Source organism: Kribbella sp. NPDC051936, from assembly GCF_040680955.1.
Lineage (GTDB): Bacteria > Actinomycetota > Actinomycetes > Propionibacteriales > Kribbellaceae > Kribbella.
On the sequence record NZ_JBFAXS010000004.1, the window covers coordinates 316,076 to 331,177 of the forward strand.

At 70.7% G+C, this 15,102-nt stretch carries 18 protein-coding genes; 14 read left to right on the top strand and 4 right to left on the bottom strand.

The genetic code is table 11. The annotated features are described in order from the left end of the window. Positions 1-56: 56 nt before the first annotated feature. Positions 57-371: a Fe-S cluster assembly protein HesB gene (locus AB0L64_RS15470; protein WP_355690212.1), complete on the bottom strand. Its 315-nt coding sequence runs from the start codon at positions 369-371 to the stop codon at positions 57-59. Positions 372-496: 125 nt separating this feature from the next. Continuing rightward, the gene (locus AB0L64_RS15475; RefSeq protein WP_363710774.1) at positions 497-1,504 is read right to left on the bottom strand and encodes a hypothetical protein; all 1,008 of its coding nucleotides are present in this window, start codon (positions 1,502-1,504) and stop codon (positions 497-499) included. 222 nt (positions 1,505-1,726) lie between these two features. Between AB0L64_RS15475 and AB0L64_RS15480 the strand changes: the two genes are divergently transcribed. Beyond that, on the top strand, positions 1,727-2,593 hold the full coding sequence (locus AB0L64_RS15480; protein WP_363710775.1) for a GNAT family N-acetyltransferase: 867 nt from the start codon (positions 1,727-1,729) through the stop codon (positions 2,591-2,593). On the opposite strand, the gene AB0L64_RS15485 is transcribed toward AB0L64_RS15480, so the two are convergent. Continuing rightward, positions 2,590-3,675, bottom strand: a complete 1,086-nt coding sequence (locus AB0L64_RS15485) for a dipeptidase (protein ID WP_363710776.1) — start codon at positions 3,673-3,675, stop codon at positions 2,590-2,592. The two genes, AB0L64_RS15480 and AB0L64_RS15485, sit on opposite strands and share 4 nt — an antisense overlap. Positions 3,676-3,735: 60 nt before the next feature. Between AB0L64_RS15485 and hisI the strand changes: the two genes are divergently transcribed. The 13 genes from hisI to AB0L64_RS15550 all read left to right on the top strand — a co-directional run bounded on the left by hisI (position 3,736) and on the right by AB0L64_RS15550 (position 13,850). Beyond that, entirely contained in the window at positions 3,736-4,068 is a 333-nt protein-coding gene (gene hisI, locus AB0L64_RS15490) for a phosphoribosyl-AMP cyclohydrolase (RefSeq protein WP_359933749.1), read from the top strand. Then, on the top strand, positions 4,065-5,555 hold the full coding sequence (locus AB0L64_RS15495; RefSeq protein WP_359933751.1) for an anthranilate synthase component I: 1,491 nt from the start codon (positions 4,065-4,067) through the stop codon (positions 5,553-5,555). The genes hisI and AB0L64_RS15495 overlap by 4 nt, the downstream gene beginning before the upstream one ends. Next, positions 5,552-6,094 carry a Trp biosynthesis-associated membrane protein gene (locus tag AB0L64_RS15500; RefSeq protein ID WP_363710777.1) on the top strand — a complete coding sequence of 181 codons (543 nt, stop codon included), beginning with the start codon at positions 5,552-5,554 and terminating at the stop codon, positions 6,092-6,094. Before AB0L64_RS15495 ends, AB0L64_RS15500 begins: the two co-directional genes overlap by 4 nt. Before the next feature lie 56 nt (positions 6,095-6,150). After that, complete coding sequence (locus AB0L64_RS15505) at positions 6,151-6,408, top strand: HGxxPAAW family protein (RefSeq protein WP_355690224.1); 258 nt, start codon at positions 6,151-6,153, stop codon at positions 6,406-6,408. A 13-nt stretch (positions 6,409-6,421) separates the two neighbouring features. Continuing rightward, positions 6,422-7,228, top strand: a complete 807-nt coding sequence (gene trpC, locus AB0L64_RS15510; protein ID WP_355690225.1) for an indole-3-glycerol phosphate synthase TrpC — start codon at positions 6,422-6,424, stop codon at positions 7,226-7,228. 77 nt (positions 7,229-7,305) lie between these two features. After that, a complete protein-coding gene (gene trpB / locus AB0L64_RS15515) occupies positions 7,306-8,517 on the top strand; it encodes a tryptophan synthase subunit beta (RefSeq protein ID WP_363710778.1) in 1,212 nt (403 codons plus the stop codon). Continuing rightward, positions 8,510-9,334: a tryptophan synthase subunit alpha gene (trpA, locus tag AB0L64_RS15520; RefSeq protein WP_359933759.1), complete on the top strand. Its 825-nt coding sequence runs from the start codon at positions 8,510-8,512 to the stop codon at positions 9,332-9,334. Before trpB ends, trpA begins: the two co-directional genes overlap by 8 nt. Positions 9,335-9,341: 7 nt before the next feature. Beyond that, complete coding sequence (locus AB0L64_RS15525) at positions 9,342-10,001, top strand: SCO family protein (RefSeq protein WP_363710779.1); 660 nt, start codon at positions 9,342-9,344, stop codon at positions 9,999-10,001. Beyond that, the gene (locus AB0L64_RS15530; protein WP_363710780.1) at positions 9,998-10,459 is read left to right on the top strand and encodes a MauE/DoxX family redox-associated membrane protein; all 462 of its coding nucleotides are present in this window, start codon (positions 9,998-10,000) and stop codon (positions 10,457-10,459) included. The genes AB0L64_RS15525 and AB0L64_RS15530 overlap by 4 nt, the downstream gene beginning before the upstream one ends. Further along, complete coding sequence (locus tag AB0L64_RS15535) at positions 10,456-11,163, top strand: thioredoxin domain-containing protein (protein WP_363710781.1); 708 nt, start codon at positions 10,456-10,458, stop codon at positions 11,161-11,163. The genes AB0L64_RS15530 and AB0L64_RS15535 overlap by 4 nt, the downstream gene beginning before the upstream one ends. 51 nt (positions 11,164-11,214) lie before the next feature. Next, a complete protein-coding gene (lgt, locus tag AB0L64_RS15540; RefSeq protein ID WP_363710782.1) occupies positions 11,215-12,285 on the top strand; it encodes a prolipoprotein diacylglyceryl transferase in 1,071 nt (356 codons plus the stop codon). Next, positions 12,278-13,003, top strand: a complete 726-nt coding sequence (locus AB0L64_RS15545) for a VIT1/CCC1 transporter family protein (RefSeq protein WP_363710783.1) — start codon at positions 12,278-12,280, stop codon at positions 13,001-13,003. Before lgt ends, AB0L64_RS15545 begins: the two co-directional genes overlap by 8 nt. Positions 13,004-13,073: 70 nt before the next feature. Continuing rightward, positions 13,074-13,850 (top strand): hypothetical protein, encoded by a 777-nt coding sequence (locus tag AB0L64_RS15550; protein ID WP_363710784.1) that lies wholly within the window; start codon positions 13,074-13,076, stop codon positions 13,848-13,850. Here AB0L64_RS15550 and AB0L64_RS15555 read toward each other — a convergent pair whose 3' ends face one another. Beyond that, complete coding sequence (locus AB0L64_RS15555) at positions 13,851-14,879, bottom strand: 1-aminocyclopropane-1-carboxylate deaminase (RefSeq protein ID WP_363710785.1); 1,029 nt, start codon at positions 14,877-14,879, stop codon at positions 13,851-13,853. Positions 14,880-15,102 lie beyond the last annotated feature (223 nt).

The following is a 15,102-nucleotide window of genomic DNA, read 5'->3' on the forward strand; positions in this document are numbered from 1 at the left end:
GACGACAGCACGCCGGCCGAGGCTCATGGTTCCCGGCCGGCGTGCGGATCGGTGGATCAGGGGGTCGGCGCAGCGCCGTTGCTCGGGCCCGGCTGCGGCACCAGCAGGAACTCGACACCGCCCTTGTCGTCGACCGCCGCGTCCAGGATCTTGTCGTCCAGCGCGTTCGCCGCGTTCTCCTCGAGGAAGACCCGCGCACCCGCCTCCTCGACCACCTGGTCGCCCGGTTGCGGAGCTTCTGTCGTCGTCACCGCGAGTGCCGGATCCGCCGGGTTGTCCTGCGAGATCCGCACCCCGGCACCTTCCGGCGCGCCCTCGACCCCGGTGATGCTCTTGATCACCAGCGTCGCGTTCTCAGTCAGGGTCAGCACAGCCCACTCCATCCGTCGATTTGTCACTAGCCCTCGCCCCGTGCCCGACCACCGAAACCTCAAACAGTCCTTGAGCCCCGACCAACCACAGAACACCCCCGAAAACGGTTGACCGGTGCTCAAGGTCACGCGGCGTCGGCGTGCGGCGGCGGTACGGCGCGCCACTGGGGTGGCTCGGTGGTGCGGGACACGCCGCGAGCGAACCCGGCGCGCAGCCGCGCGATCAGGTCCGAGCGCGGATCGACGACGTCCTCCCATCCGAAATGCACCAGTTCGACACCGCGGTCACCGATGAGTTGGTCCCGGCGATGGCTCCTGCGGAGTAGCTGCCGGCGCTCCGCCGGGCTGTTCGCTTCGTACTTCGCGAGTCCGTCCGCCTCCCCGACGGTCCGGAACCAGGGCCACCAGAAGTCGACCCGCTCGAGCATCCAGGTGAGGCCGTCGAAGAATTGCACCTGTAGCAGCGGCGCGGGCAAGCCGGCTGCCGCGAACCGGACCCTGGCGATCGACTCCAGAGCGGACTCCGCGGACGGGTTGCCGAATGCGATCGCGTGCTGAGCTCGCCGGATCCCCGGCCAATGGTGCTGGCGCTCGGCGACCGCGTGGAGTTCCTCGATGGTCGTACCGCTGCGCAGAGCGCCGTCGACCGTCACGATCGATTCGCGCAGCGGCAGTTCCCGGGCGAGGTCGACAACGGTCCGGGCGACGCCGGTGAGCGGCAGCCATCCATGGCCTGAGAGGTCCACGGGCGCCAGACCAGCACGTCGTACGACGATGTCCGCCCGCCGCTGATTGCGCGGAGCCTCGGGCGGACGGGTCAGCCAGGTCGCCCCCATCGGGACGCTCCCGGCATGGCTGCGGTCGGTCCACACCGGGATCCCGGCCAGCCGGGCCGCGCTGAAATGACTGACGACCGAGCCCGGGTAAGCCGCCTGCGCGCACGCGACCGGTGCGAGCTCCTCGTCGAGCCGGCCGTCGACGTAATGGCCGTGGTGATGTCGCAGCGTGCCACGCCGTACCAGGCGTCGGAGGTCGGCGTCTCCGAGCCCGATCCGGAGCAGGGCGTGGCGCCGCTGCGGAGTCCGCGTGATGACGTGCAGCCGTTCGCGCACGTCGTACCCGAGCCGATCCATCCACCCACCCTCTCCCCACCGACGCCGCCCCCGCATCCCCCATCCACCACCCTGTGGAAAACCTCTTTGAGCCCGCCTCAACCGAATCTCCCCGCGATGTTTGGTTGGTGGGAGCTCAAGGCGGTGCCGGCGTGGTCGGTGGGGGCACAAAGCGGCGCGGGGCGGGGGTGCGGTGCGGGAAGTCGCGTGCGGACGGCCGGGGGAATGGTGTGTGATCGGGGGATGGGTATCGAGTTGAGTACGCCGGGGATCGGTGAGCTGGGGGATGTGGTGGCGGTGTTGCGGGAGTGGCAGCGGGAGGATGTGCCGTTGCAGTTGCACCCGGGGGACCTCGGCTGGTTCTGGCGGTTCGGGGAGGACCGGACGGCGGCGGCGACGCGGGTCTGGCGCCGGGGCGGGCAGATCGTCGCGATCGGGATGCTCGACGAGCCGGACTGGCTGCGGATGTCGATCGCGCCGGACGTCCAGCGTGACGAGGAACTCGCGCAGCGGATCGTCGACGACGTGTCCGCGCCCGCGACGGGCGTGCTGATCGAGGGCAAGGTGTACGTCGAGACGCCGATGGGGGCGCTCGTCCAGGACCTGCTGTTCAAGGACGGCTGGAACGCCGACGCGCCGTGGGTGCCGCTGCGCCGCGACCTGACCGACCCGGTACCCGACCCCGGCGCCCGGGTGGACGTGATCGGCGCGGAGGAGGCACACGAGCGGACCGGCGTCCAGCGGGCGTCCTTCGACGGGTCGACCTTCACCGACGACCGCTGGTTCGCGATGTCCGACGGCCTGCCGTACGCCGAAGCGCGCTGCCTCGTGCTCCGCAACGAGATCGGCGAGTCGGTGGCCGCGGCGACCGTGTGGTCGGCCGGCGAGGGACGCCCCGGCTATATCGAGCCGATGGGCGTCCACCGCCTGCATCGCGGCCGCGGCTACGGCACCGCGATGGTCCTCGGTTGCGCGCGGCACCTGCGGGAGATGGGCGCCTCCAGCATCTACACGGTTACGCCGGCCACCAACGAGGGGGCGGTCGCGACGTACCAGGCCGCCGGGATGCAGGCGCTGGACGAGATCCGCTCCCAGTACCGGGAGGCCTAGGCCGCGACGTCGTCCGCGGCCCGGAGCACTCGCAGGATGTTGCCTCCGGCAAGTTTGTCGAGGTCCTCGGAGCTCCAGCCGCGGCCGGCCAGCGCCTCGAACAGCACCGGGTACGACGCCACGTCGGGCAGCTCCACCGGGAACTCGGGGCACCCGTCGTAGTCGCCGCCCAGCCCGATGTGGTCGACGCCCGCCACCTCGCGGACGTGCTCGACATGCGCGACCACGTCCGCCAGCGTGGTCTGCGGCTTCGGCACGCCGTAGCTCTCGGCGAGCTTCGCCTGGTTCTCCGGGTTCAGCGGGTTCAGGCCCTGGTCCTGGGCCGCCTCCCGGGCGCCGGCGACCCAGTCGACGTACGCCTGTGAGGTGAAGTACGGCACGAAGGTCACCATGCAGACGCCGTCGTTGCCGGCCAGCGTCTCGAGTACGTCGTCGGGCGCGTTCCGGGGTACGTCGCAGACGGCGCGCGCCGACGAGTGGCTGAAGATCACCGGCGCGCTCGTCACCCGGAGCGCGTGCCGCATGGTGTCGGCGGAGACGTGCGAGAGGTCGACGAGCATGCCGATCCGGTTCATCTCCCGGACGACCTCCTCGCCGAACTCGTTCAGCCCGCCGAGCACCGGTTCGTCGGTGGCCGAGTCGGCCCAGGACACGTTGTTGTTGTGGGTCAGCGTCATGTACCGGACGCCGAGCGCCCGCATCACCCGCAGGACGCCGAGCGACTCGCCGATCGAGTGGCCGCCCTCCATGCCCATCAACGACGCGACCCGGCCCGCCTTGATCGCCGCCTCGACCTCGTCGGCGGTGTCGGTGAGCTCCAGGTCCGCCGGGAAGCGCTGCACCAGCCGCCGGACGAAGTCGAGCTGCTCGAAGGTACGCCGGACCGCGTGCTCGTCCTGCGGCACCCACAGGGACCAGAACTGCCCGCCGACCTGACCGGCCCGCAGCCGGGGGATGTCGGTGTTCAGCGCCGGCACCGAGCCGCCCAGGTCGTACGCGTCCAGGTCGTAGCCGCACAGTTCGTAGAAAGCGATCGGCAGGTCGTTGTGCCCGTCGATCACCCGGTATTCGCTCAGCGTCATCCGGACACCTTCATCCGGACCGTGGTCAGAAGGCAACCCCGGATCGGGGACAATGGGTGGGTGACTATCGACGAGTTGACCTTCGACGCGGCCGGTCTGATCCCGGCGGTGGTGCAGCAGTACGACACGCGCGAGGTCCTGATGGTGGGCTGGATGAACGCCGAGGCGGTCCGCCGGACCGCGGCGACCGGGCGGAGCACGTTCTGGTCGCGCAGCCGGCAGGAGTACTGGGTGAAGGGCGAGACCAGCGGCCACCGTCAGCACGTGAAGCAGCTCCTCGTCGACTGTGACGCCGACACCCTGCTCGTGCTCGTCGACCAGGAAGGGCCGGCCTGTCACACCGGCACCCGCAGCTGCTTCGAGCACGGCGAGATCGAGGTGACGGCCGCGTGACCGCGCCGGACCTGGAGACCTTCCGCGAGTACGCCAAGGACCGCCGGGTGATCCCGGTCACGCGCCGGCTGCTGGCCGACGCCGAGACACCGATCGGGGTGTACGGCAAGCTCGCCGCCGAGCGCGAAGGCACGTTCCTGCTGGAGTCGGCGGAGAACGGCGGCGTCTGGTCGCGGTACTCGTTCATCGGCGTCCGTTCCGCCGCGACGCTCACCGAGCGCAACGGCGAGGCCGTCTGGACGGGTAACCCGCCCGTCGGCCTGCCGGACCACGGCGACCCGCTGCGGGCGCTCCGCGAGACGCTGGAGATCCTGCACACGCCGCGGCTGCCGGACCTGCCGCCGCTGACCGGCGGCATGGTCGGCTTCCTCGGGTACGACGCCGTGCGCCGCCTGGAGCGGTTGCCGGACACGACGACCGACGACCTCGGCCTGCCCGAGCTGACGTTCCTGTTCGCGACCGACCTGGCCGCTCTCGACCACGAGACCGGCGAGATCTGGCTGATCGCGAACGCGGTCAACTGGGACGACTCCGACGAGCGCGTCGACGAGGCGTACGCCGACGCCGTGCGGCGCCTGGACGCGATGGAGCGCGACCTCGCCCAGCCGACCCCGTCGTACGTCGTGCGCGCCGACCGGCAGGCCCAGCCGGAGCCGCACCGGCAGCGCTCCAGCGCGGAGTACCGGCAGGCCGTCGAGCACGCCAAGGAGGAGATCCGCGCGGGCGAGGCGTTCCAGATCGTCGTCTCGCAGCGGTTCGAGCTGCAGAGCAGTGCGTCCGCGCTGGACATCTACCGGGTGCTGCGCCGCTCCAACCCGAGCCCGTACATGTACCTCGTGCGGCTGGACGGGTTCGACATCGTCGGCTCCAGCCCGGAGGCCCTGGTGAAGGTCACCGAGAACAAGGTGATCCTGCACCCGATCGCGGGCACCCGCCGCCGCGGCGCCACGCCGGAGGAGGACCACGCCCTGGAGGAGGAGCTCCGCGCGGACGTGAAGGAACGCGCCGAGCACCTGATGCTCGTCGACCTGGGCCGCAACGACGTCGGCAAAGTCTGCGCGCCGGGCACGGTCGAGGTCGTCGACTTCATGGACGTGCGGCGCTACAGCCACGTCATGCACCTGGAGTCGACGGTCACGGGGCAGCTGAAGGCCGGTCTGACCGCCTTCGACGCGCTCACCGCCGCGTTCCCCGCGGGCACGCTGTCCGGGGCGCCGAAGCCGCGCGCGATGGAGATCATCGACAAGCTCGAGATCACCCGTCGCGGCGTGTACGGCGGCGTCGTCGGCTATCTGGACTTCGCCGGTGACGCGGACACCGCGATCGCGATCCGCACCGCGGTGCTGCGCGGCGGGACGGCGTACGTCCAGGCCGGCGCCGGCATCGTCGCGGACTCGGATCCGGCCGCCGAGGACGCCGAGTGCCGGACCAAGGCGGCCGCCGTGCTCAACGCGATCGCGGTCGCGGGAACGTTCACCGACGTATGAGGCCTCAACGGATCGTCGACGTCCTCGCCCTGGCGGCGCTGGTGCTGCTCGGGCTGTCGGGGTACCTGACCTGGGTGTCGGCAGACCCCGGGAACGGCCGCAACGACGTCGTCCTGAACGGCTACACGATCACCAAGGCCCCGGTGACGCTCGCGCTCGCCGCGGTGCTGGCCGTCGTGGTGCTGAGGCTGGCGGGAACGGCGCTGCGGAGGGTCCTGGGCGGTCTGGTGGCGCTGCTCGGGTTCGCGGCGGTCGTCGTCGCCCTGGGCGTGCGCCCCGACGGCCCGGAACTGAGCCGGCTGCGGCCCGAGCTGAGCGACGTGCTGGCCGACCAGGTCACGCAGTCCCTGGGCCCGGCGCCGTGGTTCGCGCTGGCGGGCGGCATCGCGCTGGTCGCGGCCGGTCTGCTGACCGTGCTGACCGCGCACCGTTGGAGGCGGGCCACGGCCCGTTACGAGCGTGATCCGGCGGCGGCCGGGCCGGATCACGGAGCGGATCAGTGGAAGGCGATCGACGCCGGGGAGGACCCGACTCTCTGATCGCGGCGGGCTACCGCCACAATAGGACGGGACGACGAGGAGGAGTGGCGCCAACTATGGACAATACGGTGGCCGATCAAGGGGCGAGCCGGATCGAGGACGAGGCTCCGCACGATCTGCACGGCAACAGCCCGGCGGCGTGGACGGCGGTCGCGATCGTGCTGGTCGCGTTCACGCTCGGCGCCATCGCGATGGTGCTCGGGCCGAACTGGGTGCTGTTCTGGATCTCCGTCGGGATCGCGGTTCTGGGGGCGCTGGCCGGCAAGGTGCTGCAGCTGCTGGGCTTCGGGGTCCCGACCGACGGCGACCACTGAGGGGCGGACGGACATGACTGTGCTTGACGACATTCTCGCCGGGGTCAAGGCCGACCTCGCGGAGCGCCAGGCGCGGGTCAGCCTGGACGACCTGAAGCTCGAGGCCCAGCGCAAGCCCGACGCCAAGGACCCGATGCCGGTGTTCCGCGGCGACGGGATCGCGGTGATCGCCGAGGTGAAGCGGTCCAGCCCGTCCAAGGGCGAGCTGGCCGAGATCACCGACCCGGCCGCGCTGGCCGGGGAGTACGAGCAGGGCGGCGCCGCGGCGATCTCGGTGCTGACCGAGGAGCGCCGGTTCAACGGCAGCCTCGACGACCTGCGTGCGGTCCGCGGCCGGGTCGACGTCCCCGTGCTGCGCAAGGACTTCATCGTCTCGTCGTACCAGCTCTGGGAGGCCCGGGCGGCCGGTGCCGACATGGTGCTGCTGATCGTCGCGGCGCTCGAGCAGGAGGCGCTGGTCTCGCTGATCGAGCGGGCCCAGTCGATCGGCCTGTGCCCGCTGGTCGAGGTGCACGACGAGGAGGAGACCCGGCGTGCGGTGGACGCCGGAGCCCAGCTCATCGGCGTGAACAACCGCAACCTGAAGACCCTCGAGGTCGACCGGGACACCTTCGCCCGGGTCGCGCCGACGATCCCGACCGAGCTCGTCCGCGTGGCCGAGTCCGGGGTCCGCGGCCCGCATGATGTAATCGAGTTCGCGCGCGCCGGGGCCGATGTCGTCCTCGTCGGTGAAACTCTGGTGACCGGCCGCGACCCGCGCGCCTCGGTCGCCGACCTCGTCGCCGCCGGATCGCACCCCGCCATCCAGCAGCGGCACTAGAACGCCCGCCCGGTCCAAACGGTGCGGGGCCGTAACTCTCCCCGCGCCGTACGGGCCGGGTCGGAAGGTTTTGTCGGATGAGTACTGTGCTGCCCGACCAGTTCGGGCACTTCGGCCGTTTCGGCGGCAGGTTCATGCCGGAGGCGCTGATCGCGCCGCTCGACGAGCTCACCCAGGCGTGGCGTGAAGCCATGGCCGATCGTGAGTTCACCGACGAGTTCGAGCGGATGCTGCGCGAGTACATCGGCGCCCCGAGCCTGCTGTACGACGCGACCCGGCTGTCGGATGTCGCCGGCGCGCGGATCCTGCTCAAGCGCGAGGACCTGAACCACACCGGCGCACACAAGATCCGCAACGCGATCGGCCAGGCGCTGCTCACCAAGCGGATGGGCAAGCCGCGGGTGATCGCGGAGACCGGCGCCGGCCAGCACGGCGTCGCGACCGCGACCGCGTGCGCCTACCTCGGCCTGGAGTGCGTGGTCTACATGGGCGAGGTCGACACCGAGCGCCAGGCGCTGAACGTGGCCCGCATGCGGCTGCTCGGCGCCGAGGTGATCTCGGTCAAGACCGGCAGCCGGACCCTGAAGGACGCGATCAACGAGGCGCTGCGCGACTGGGTCGCGAGCGTCGACAAGACGCACTACATCCTCGGCACGGCGGCCGGTTCGCACCCGTTCCCGGCGATGGTCCGCGACTTCGTCCGCGGCATCGGCGACGAGGCCCGCGAGCAGTCGCTCGAGCTGCTCGGCAAGCTGCCGGACGCCGCGGTCGCGTCGGTCGGCGGCGGCTCCAACGCGATCGGGCTGTTCACCGCGTTCATCGGCGACCAGGACGTGAAGCTGTACGGCGTCGAGCCGGGCGGCGACGGGTTCGAGACCGGACGGCACGCGGCCACGATCAGCGCCGGCCAGGTCGGCGTCCTGCACGGTGCGCGGTCGTTCCTGCTGCAGGACGAGGACGGGCAGACGATCGAGTCGCACTCGATCTCCGCCGGGCTGGACTACCCGGGCGTCGGCCCGGAACACGCGTGGCTGGCCGAGACCGGGCGGGCGACGTACCGGCCGATCACCGACGCCGAGGCGATGGAGGCGTTCCGCCTGCTGTCCAGGACCGAGGGCATCATCCCGGCGATCGAGTCCGCGCACGCGGTCGCGGGCGCGCTCGACATCGCCAAGGAGCTGGGGCCGGAGGCCACCGTCCTGGTGAACCTGTCGGGCCGTGGCGACAAGGACATGGACACGGCCGCGACCTGGTTCGGCCTGGGCGAGGAAGGATCCGGCCGTGAGTGAGCTCGTTGCCCTGGGCAAGGCCGGGGCCGCGATCCGGACGGCGAACGACGAGGGCCGCGCGGCGCTCGTCGGGTACCTGCCGGCCGGCTTCCCGACGTACGACGGCGGTGTGGACGCGATCAAGGCCCTGGTCGACGGCGGCTGCGACGTCCTCGAGATCGGCCTGCCGTACAGCGACCCGGTGATGGACGGGGTCACGATCCAGCGCGCCACCGAGATCGCCCGCGCCGGCGGGCTGCGGACCCGCGACGTGCTCAGCACGGTCGAGAAGGTCGCGGCGTACTCCGACGTGCCGGTGCTCGTGATGACGTACTGGAACCCGATCGAGCGGTACGGCGTGGATCGCTTCGCGGCCGACTTCGCCGGGATCGGGGGAGCGGGGCTGATCACGCCCGACCTGATCCCGGACGAGGGCGCGGAGTGGATCGCGGCCGCGGACAAGAACGAGCTGGACAAGGTCTTCCTGGTCTCGCCGTCCTCGACCGACGAGCGGATCGCCATGACCACGGCCGCCTGCCGCGGGTTCGTCTACGCGACCGCTGTGATGGGTGTCACCGGCGCTCGGGACAAGCCGTCGGACCTGGCGGCGCCGCTGGTGGCCCGCACCAAGGCGGCGACCGGTCTGCCGGTCGGCGTCGGTCTCGGCATCTCGAACGGCGACCAGGCCGCCGGTGTCGCCGCGTTCGCGGACGCGGTGATCGTTGGCGCGGCCCTCGTCCGGTCGCTCGAGGAGGGCGGCCCGGCCGGTGTCCGCGCGCTCGCCGAGGAGTTGTCCGAAGGCGTCCGCCGGGAACCCCGTGCGACCGTTGCTCGTTAGTACCGCCGTGAGTCGAAACAGGAGCACCGCCGTCCTTTTCCTGGCGGCGGTGGCCCTGCTTGCCCTGGCGGGCTGCAGCGGCAAGGCGGAGAAGCCGGACAATCCGGGCGGCGCGATCATCCGCAGCAGCCAGGATCCGAACGGGTTGCGCGGCGCGACGCTCGACCGGCCGTACTCGATGCCCGCGGCCACCTTGACCGACACCGGCGGGAACCCGTTCAACCTGGTCACCTCGACCAAGAAGCCGGTCACGCTGGTGTTCTTCGGGTACACGAACTGCCCGGACGTGTGCCCGACCGTGATGGCCGACGTGGCGTCCGCGCTGACCAAGCTGGACCAGCAGGTGCAGGACCAGATCCAGATGCTGTTCATCACCACGGACCCGGCGCGCGACACCGGCCCGGTGATCCGCAAGTACCTGGACCGGTTCGACCCGTCGTTCGTCGGGCTGACCGGCTCGCTGACGTCGATCAAGGACATCGCCAAGGCCGTCGGCGTCCCGGTGGAAGGGATGCAGAAGCTGCCCTCCGGCGGGTACGAGGTCGGTCACGGAGCGCAGGTGATCGGCTTCGGGAAGAACGACAAGGCGACCGTGCTGTGGCTGTCGAACGCCGCGATCGGCGACCTCGTCCACGACTTCGGGAAACTGGTGGAGGCCAACCGGTGAAGTCGTGGGTCTCGCTGGTGGCGCGGCTCGTACTGGGCGGCGTGATGCTGGTGGCCGGCGCGCTCAAGGTGACCGACCCGGAGACCGCCGCGCAGGCGGTCCGTGCCTACGAGCTGCTCCCGTCGTCGCTGGTGCAGCCGGTCGGCTGGGGACTGCCGTTCCTGGAGATCGCGATCGGGCTGCTGCTGATCATCGGCTTCGGCGTCCGGGCCTCGGCGGCCGCGGCCGGTGTCTTCATGGTCGTGTTCATCGCCGCGGTGGCGTCCGCCTGGGCCCGTGGCCTGTCGATCGACTGCGGCTGCTTCGGCGGCGGTGGTGAGGTCGCGCCGGGGCAGACGAAGTACCTGCAGGAGATCCTCCGCGACGCCGGCCTGCTCGTGCTGGCCGGCTGGCTGTGGTTCAACCCCGTCAGCAAGTTCGCCGTCGTATCCGAGCCGCAAGGAGTCACCGCGTCGTGAGCAAGGCCAAGTCCCCCGTGAATCCGCTGCTGCAGCAGCAGAAGCGCCGGATCTCACCCGGGATCATCGTGGTGATCGTCCTCGTGCTGGCCCTCGGCGCCGGCGTCGGTGTGCAGTACTACCGCGGCCACTCGAAGGTCGAGGTGAGCTCGAACGGGCGTCCCGAGCCCGCGGTCATCACCGGTCCGGGCACGGCCGGCAAGGGCGTCACGGTCGGCACGAGCGGCGCCAAGGTCACCATCGACCTGTATCTGGACTTCCGCTGCCCGCACTGCGCGGAGTTCGAGGAGAAGACCGGCGCGACGATCGACAAGCTCGTCCAGGACGGTACGGCGACGCTGACCTACTGGCCGCTGCAGTTCGTGAACCCGGACGCTTCGCCGCGGCTGGCGAACGCCTTCGCCGCCGCGGCCGCGAACGGCAAGGCGCTGAGCTTCGTCGACGAGCTGTACGGCGACTTCTCGAAGTCCTGGACCACCGACCAGTTGATGGAGCTCGGCAAGCAGCTCGGGATCGGCGACGCGAGGTACCAGCAGGCCGTGCAGAACGACACGTACGCGAGCTGGCTGGAGTCCGTCGGCAAGGCCGCCGACGACCGGGGCGTGACCGGTACGCCGACCGTGTACGTCAACGGAAAGCAGCTGAAAGCCGACCAACTGACACCCGAAGGCCTGCAGCAGGCGGTGGACGCGATCGCATCGTGACCCTGCGTTCCTGGCCGTGGTCTGACGGGTCGAGTAGCGTCTCTCCTTGCCATGTCTAGTCTGAGTTCCGCCGTGTTGATTCCGGCGACCATTCCCAGTCCGAGCCAGGGTGTCTGGCACCTCGGACCGCTGCCGATCCGTGCGTACGCGCTGTGCATCCTGGCCGGCATCTTCGCCGGCTACTGGCTCGGCCGCCGGCGCTGGGTGGCGCGCGGCGGATCGGCGCCGGTGCTCGCCGACATCATGTTCTGGGCGATCCCGTTCGGGCTCGTCGGCGCGCGGATCTACCACGTCATCACCGACGCCGAGCTGTACTTCGGCGCCGGCAAGAACCCGCTCGACGCGCTGAAGATCTGGCACGGCGGACTGGGCATCTGGGGTGCGGTCGGCTTCGGCGCGCTCGGCGCGTGGATCGCGTGCCGGCGGGCGAAGGTGCCGTTCCTGGCGGTCGCGGACGTGATGGCGCCCGGGATCGCGCTGGCGCAGATCTTCGGCCGGTTCGGCAACTACTTCAACCAGGAGCTGTTCGGCCGCCCGACGAGCAAGCCGTGGGGCCTGGAGATCGCCTTCGACAACCGTCCGGCCGGGTACAAGGACTTCGCCACGTTCCAGCCGACGTTCCTCTACGAGGCCGTCTGGAACCTCGGCGTGGTCGCCCTGATCCTGCTCGCCGACCGCCGGTTCAAGCTCGGCCACGGCCGGGCGTTCTTCCTGTACGTCGCGGCGTACACCGCCGGTCGCGCGTGGATCGAGAACCTGCGCATCGACACCGTGAACCACTTCCTCGGCCTGCGGCTGAACGTCTGGACCGCGCTGATCCTGTTCGTGCTCGCGGTCGTGGCCTTCGTGATCAGCGCCAAGCGCTACCCCGGCCAGGAAGACATCAGCACCGGCCCGGCCGCCGGCAAACCCACCGGAGACGCGAAGAACGCCACCGAGCCGACCGACACCAAGCAGGACGACGCCCAGCCGAGCGAGGCGACGGCGGACGGCGACGCCGCGCCAGGATCTCCGGGCACCGGGGAAGGGGCTGCTGATGCGCCACCCGCCTCGGCGGGGCCGGCCGGAGGGCCGGCTGCCGAGGCGACCACCGCGAGCAACGGCGAAGGGTCTCGTGACTGAGACGCCCGAGGTTTCGGCCGAGCATCACGGCGACCACACGCACCGTGATGTCAACGGCGGCTGGCTGCGCCCGGCGGTGTTCGGCGCGATGGACGGCCTGGTCTCGAACTTCGCCCTGATCGCCGGCATGGACGGCGGCACCGCCTCGGGCTCGAAGTTCATCGTGCTGGCCGGCCTCGCGGGCCTCGCCGCCGGCGCGTTCTCGATGGCGGCGGGGGAGTACACCTCGGTCGCCTCCCAGCGCGAACTCGCGCGCGCCGAGATCGAGGTCGAACGCGCCGAGATCAAGAAGCACCCGATCGACGAGGAGATCGAGCTCGCCGAGACCTACCGGGCGAAGGGCCTCGACCCGGACCTGGCCAGCAAGGTCGCCAAGCAGTTCCACGCCGACCCCGAACAGGCCCTCGAGGAGCACGTCCGCGAGGAGCTCGGCATCGACCCCGGCGATCTCCCGAACCCGGTGGTCGCCGCCGCCTCGTCGTTCGTCTGCTTTGCCGTCGGCGCGTTCATCCCGCTGGCGCCGTACCTGCTCGGCGCCAACAGCGTCGTACCGGCCCTGATCCTTTCCCTGACCGCATTGTTCGTCTGCGGCGCTGTCGTCTCCCGCGTGACGAGCCGGTCCTGGTGGTACTCCGGCCTGCGCCAGCTACTCCTCGGCGGCGCCGCAGCAGCCCTGACCTACTTCGTCGGCACGCTCGTCGGCCCTGGAATCGGGTAGCGCGGGCGCTACCCTCGGGGTCGCCTCGGCGTCATGGTTCACGCCGTACGGGTTCGCCTAGCTTGTGCCCATGAAGAGGCTCGCCGTTCTCGCAGTCGCGCTCGTCGTCGCCTTCGTCGTTGCTCCAGGCTTGCTCGCGAGCGATGCGGCGACCGCCGACCTGAGGAGCGAAGGACACCTGGTCGGTGCCTTCCGCAGCGGGTTCGTCACGTACTGGGGCTCCGGCGAGCGGAACTTCGACCAGGGCCTGCAACGGGTGGTCGACTACTGGTTCCGCTATCACGTGGCCAAGGGAGTGCTCGCCGGCGCGCTGCTGGTCGTGCTCGTCGCGCTCGCCGTGCAGATCTGGCAGGCGTTCCTGCGGACGCACGGGCTGCGGGCGGCGGGGCTCGCGGTGAGCGGTGTCCTGTCCACGGCGCTTGCCGTGGTCTCGCTCGCGGCGGTCATGGCCAACGTCCATGGAATGGCGGCGCCGTTCGGCTCGCTGCTGCCGATGCTGTTCGGAGCCCCGGCCGGTCCGTTGGACGGCACGCTCGGGCAGATCCGGCAGCAGTTGGCGGATGGGCAGCAGTCGCCGCCTCTCGACGTGATCACCGACGACTACGTGCTGTTCCACGCGGTGATGGCTGTCGAGGGCGCGATCGTGGTCGCTGCGCTCGCCGTACTCGCCGTCCTCTTGTGGCGCCGGTTCGCGAGGGCGGACGGCCGTACCCGGCGGGTGCTGGCCGGGTACGGCGTGCTCGTGCCGCTGCTGTCGCTGGCGCTCGCCGTCGTCGTTGCGGCGAACGCGATGACGGCGGCCCACCCGCGCCCCGGCCTCGAAGGGTTCTTCGCCGGCGGCTGGTAGTCAGCCGGTGATCGGTTGAGTGTGCGTGAACAGGCCGCTGTAGGCGTTGAGGGCGGGCTGGCCGCCGAGATGGGCGTACAGGACGGTGGAGTCCTTCGGTATGTCGCCGGTGCGGATCAGATCGATCAGTCCGGCCATGGACTTTCCTTCGTAGACCGGGTCGATGATCATGCCTTCCAGTTCGCCGGTCAGGCGGATCGCGTCGAGCGTGGACTGCACGGGGACGCCGTACTCGTCGCCGGCCCAGCCGGCCAGGACGGTGATCTCGTCGTCGCGGAGGTCGCGGCCGAGGCCGATCAGCTCGGCGGTGTTCCGGGCGATGCGTTCGACCTGGTCGCGGGTCTCCTGGAGCTTGGCGCTGGCGTCGATCCCGATCACCCGGCGCGGGCGGTCCTGGCCCGCGAACCCGGCGATCATGCCGGCGTGCGTCGAGCCGGTGACCGAGCAGACCACGATCGTGTCGAAGAAGACGCCGAGATCACGCTCCTGCTGCTCCACCTCGTACGCCCAGTTCGCGAACCCGAGCCCGCCGAGCCGGTGGTCCGAGGCGCCGGCCGGGATCGCGTACGGCGTACCGCCGCGCGCCTCGACGTCCGCGAGCGCCTGTTTCCAGCTGTCCTTGAAGCCGATCCCGAACCCGGCCGGGTCGAGGCGCACCTCGGCGCCCATGATCCGGCTGAGCAGGATGTTGCCGACCCGGTCGTTGAGGGCGTCCGGCCAGTCCACCCAATTCTCCTGCACGAGCACGGCCTTGAGCCCGGCCTTGGCCGCCACGGCTGCCACCTGGCGGGTGTGGTTCGACTGGTAGCCGCCGATCGACACGAGTGTGTCGGCGCCCTGCGCGAGCGCGTCCGGGATCAGGTACTCCAGTTTGCGCGTCTTGTTCCCGCCGTACGCGAGACCGGAGTTGCAGTCCTCCCGCTTCGCCCAGATCTTCGCGCCGCCCAGATACGCCGACAGCCGCTCCAGCGGGTGTACCGGGCTCGGTCCGAACAGCAACGGGTACCGCGGAAAATCGCTCAGCCCCATCAGGTTCCTCCACTACCGTCGACGGAATGTTCCCTGGCGCGATCGACGTCCCCCCAGCCACCTACCTCGACCAGCTAGGCACCATCTTCGCGCGCTTCACCACCCCGGCCGCGTCGCACTCCTCCGGACCGCGGCCGAGCTCGTGTACGACTGGCGCGACGAGCCACCCGCCGCCCTCCAAGCCGTTCTACTGGAAGCGACCACGACCCGTTTCCCCAACTAT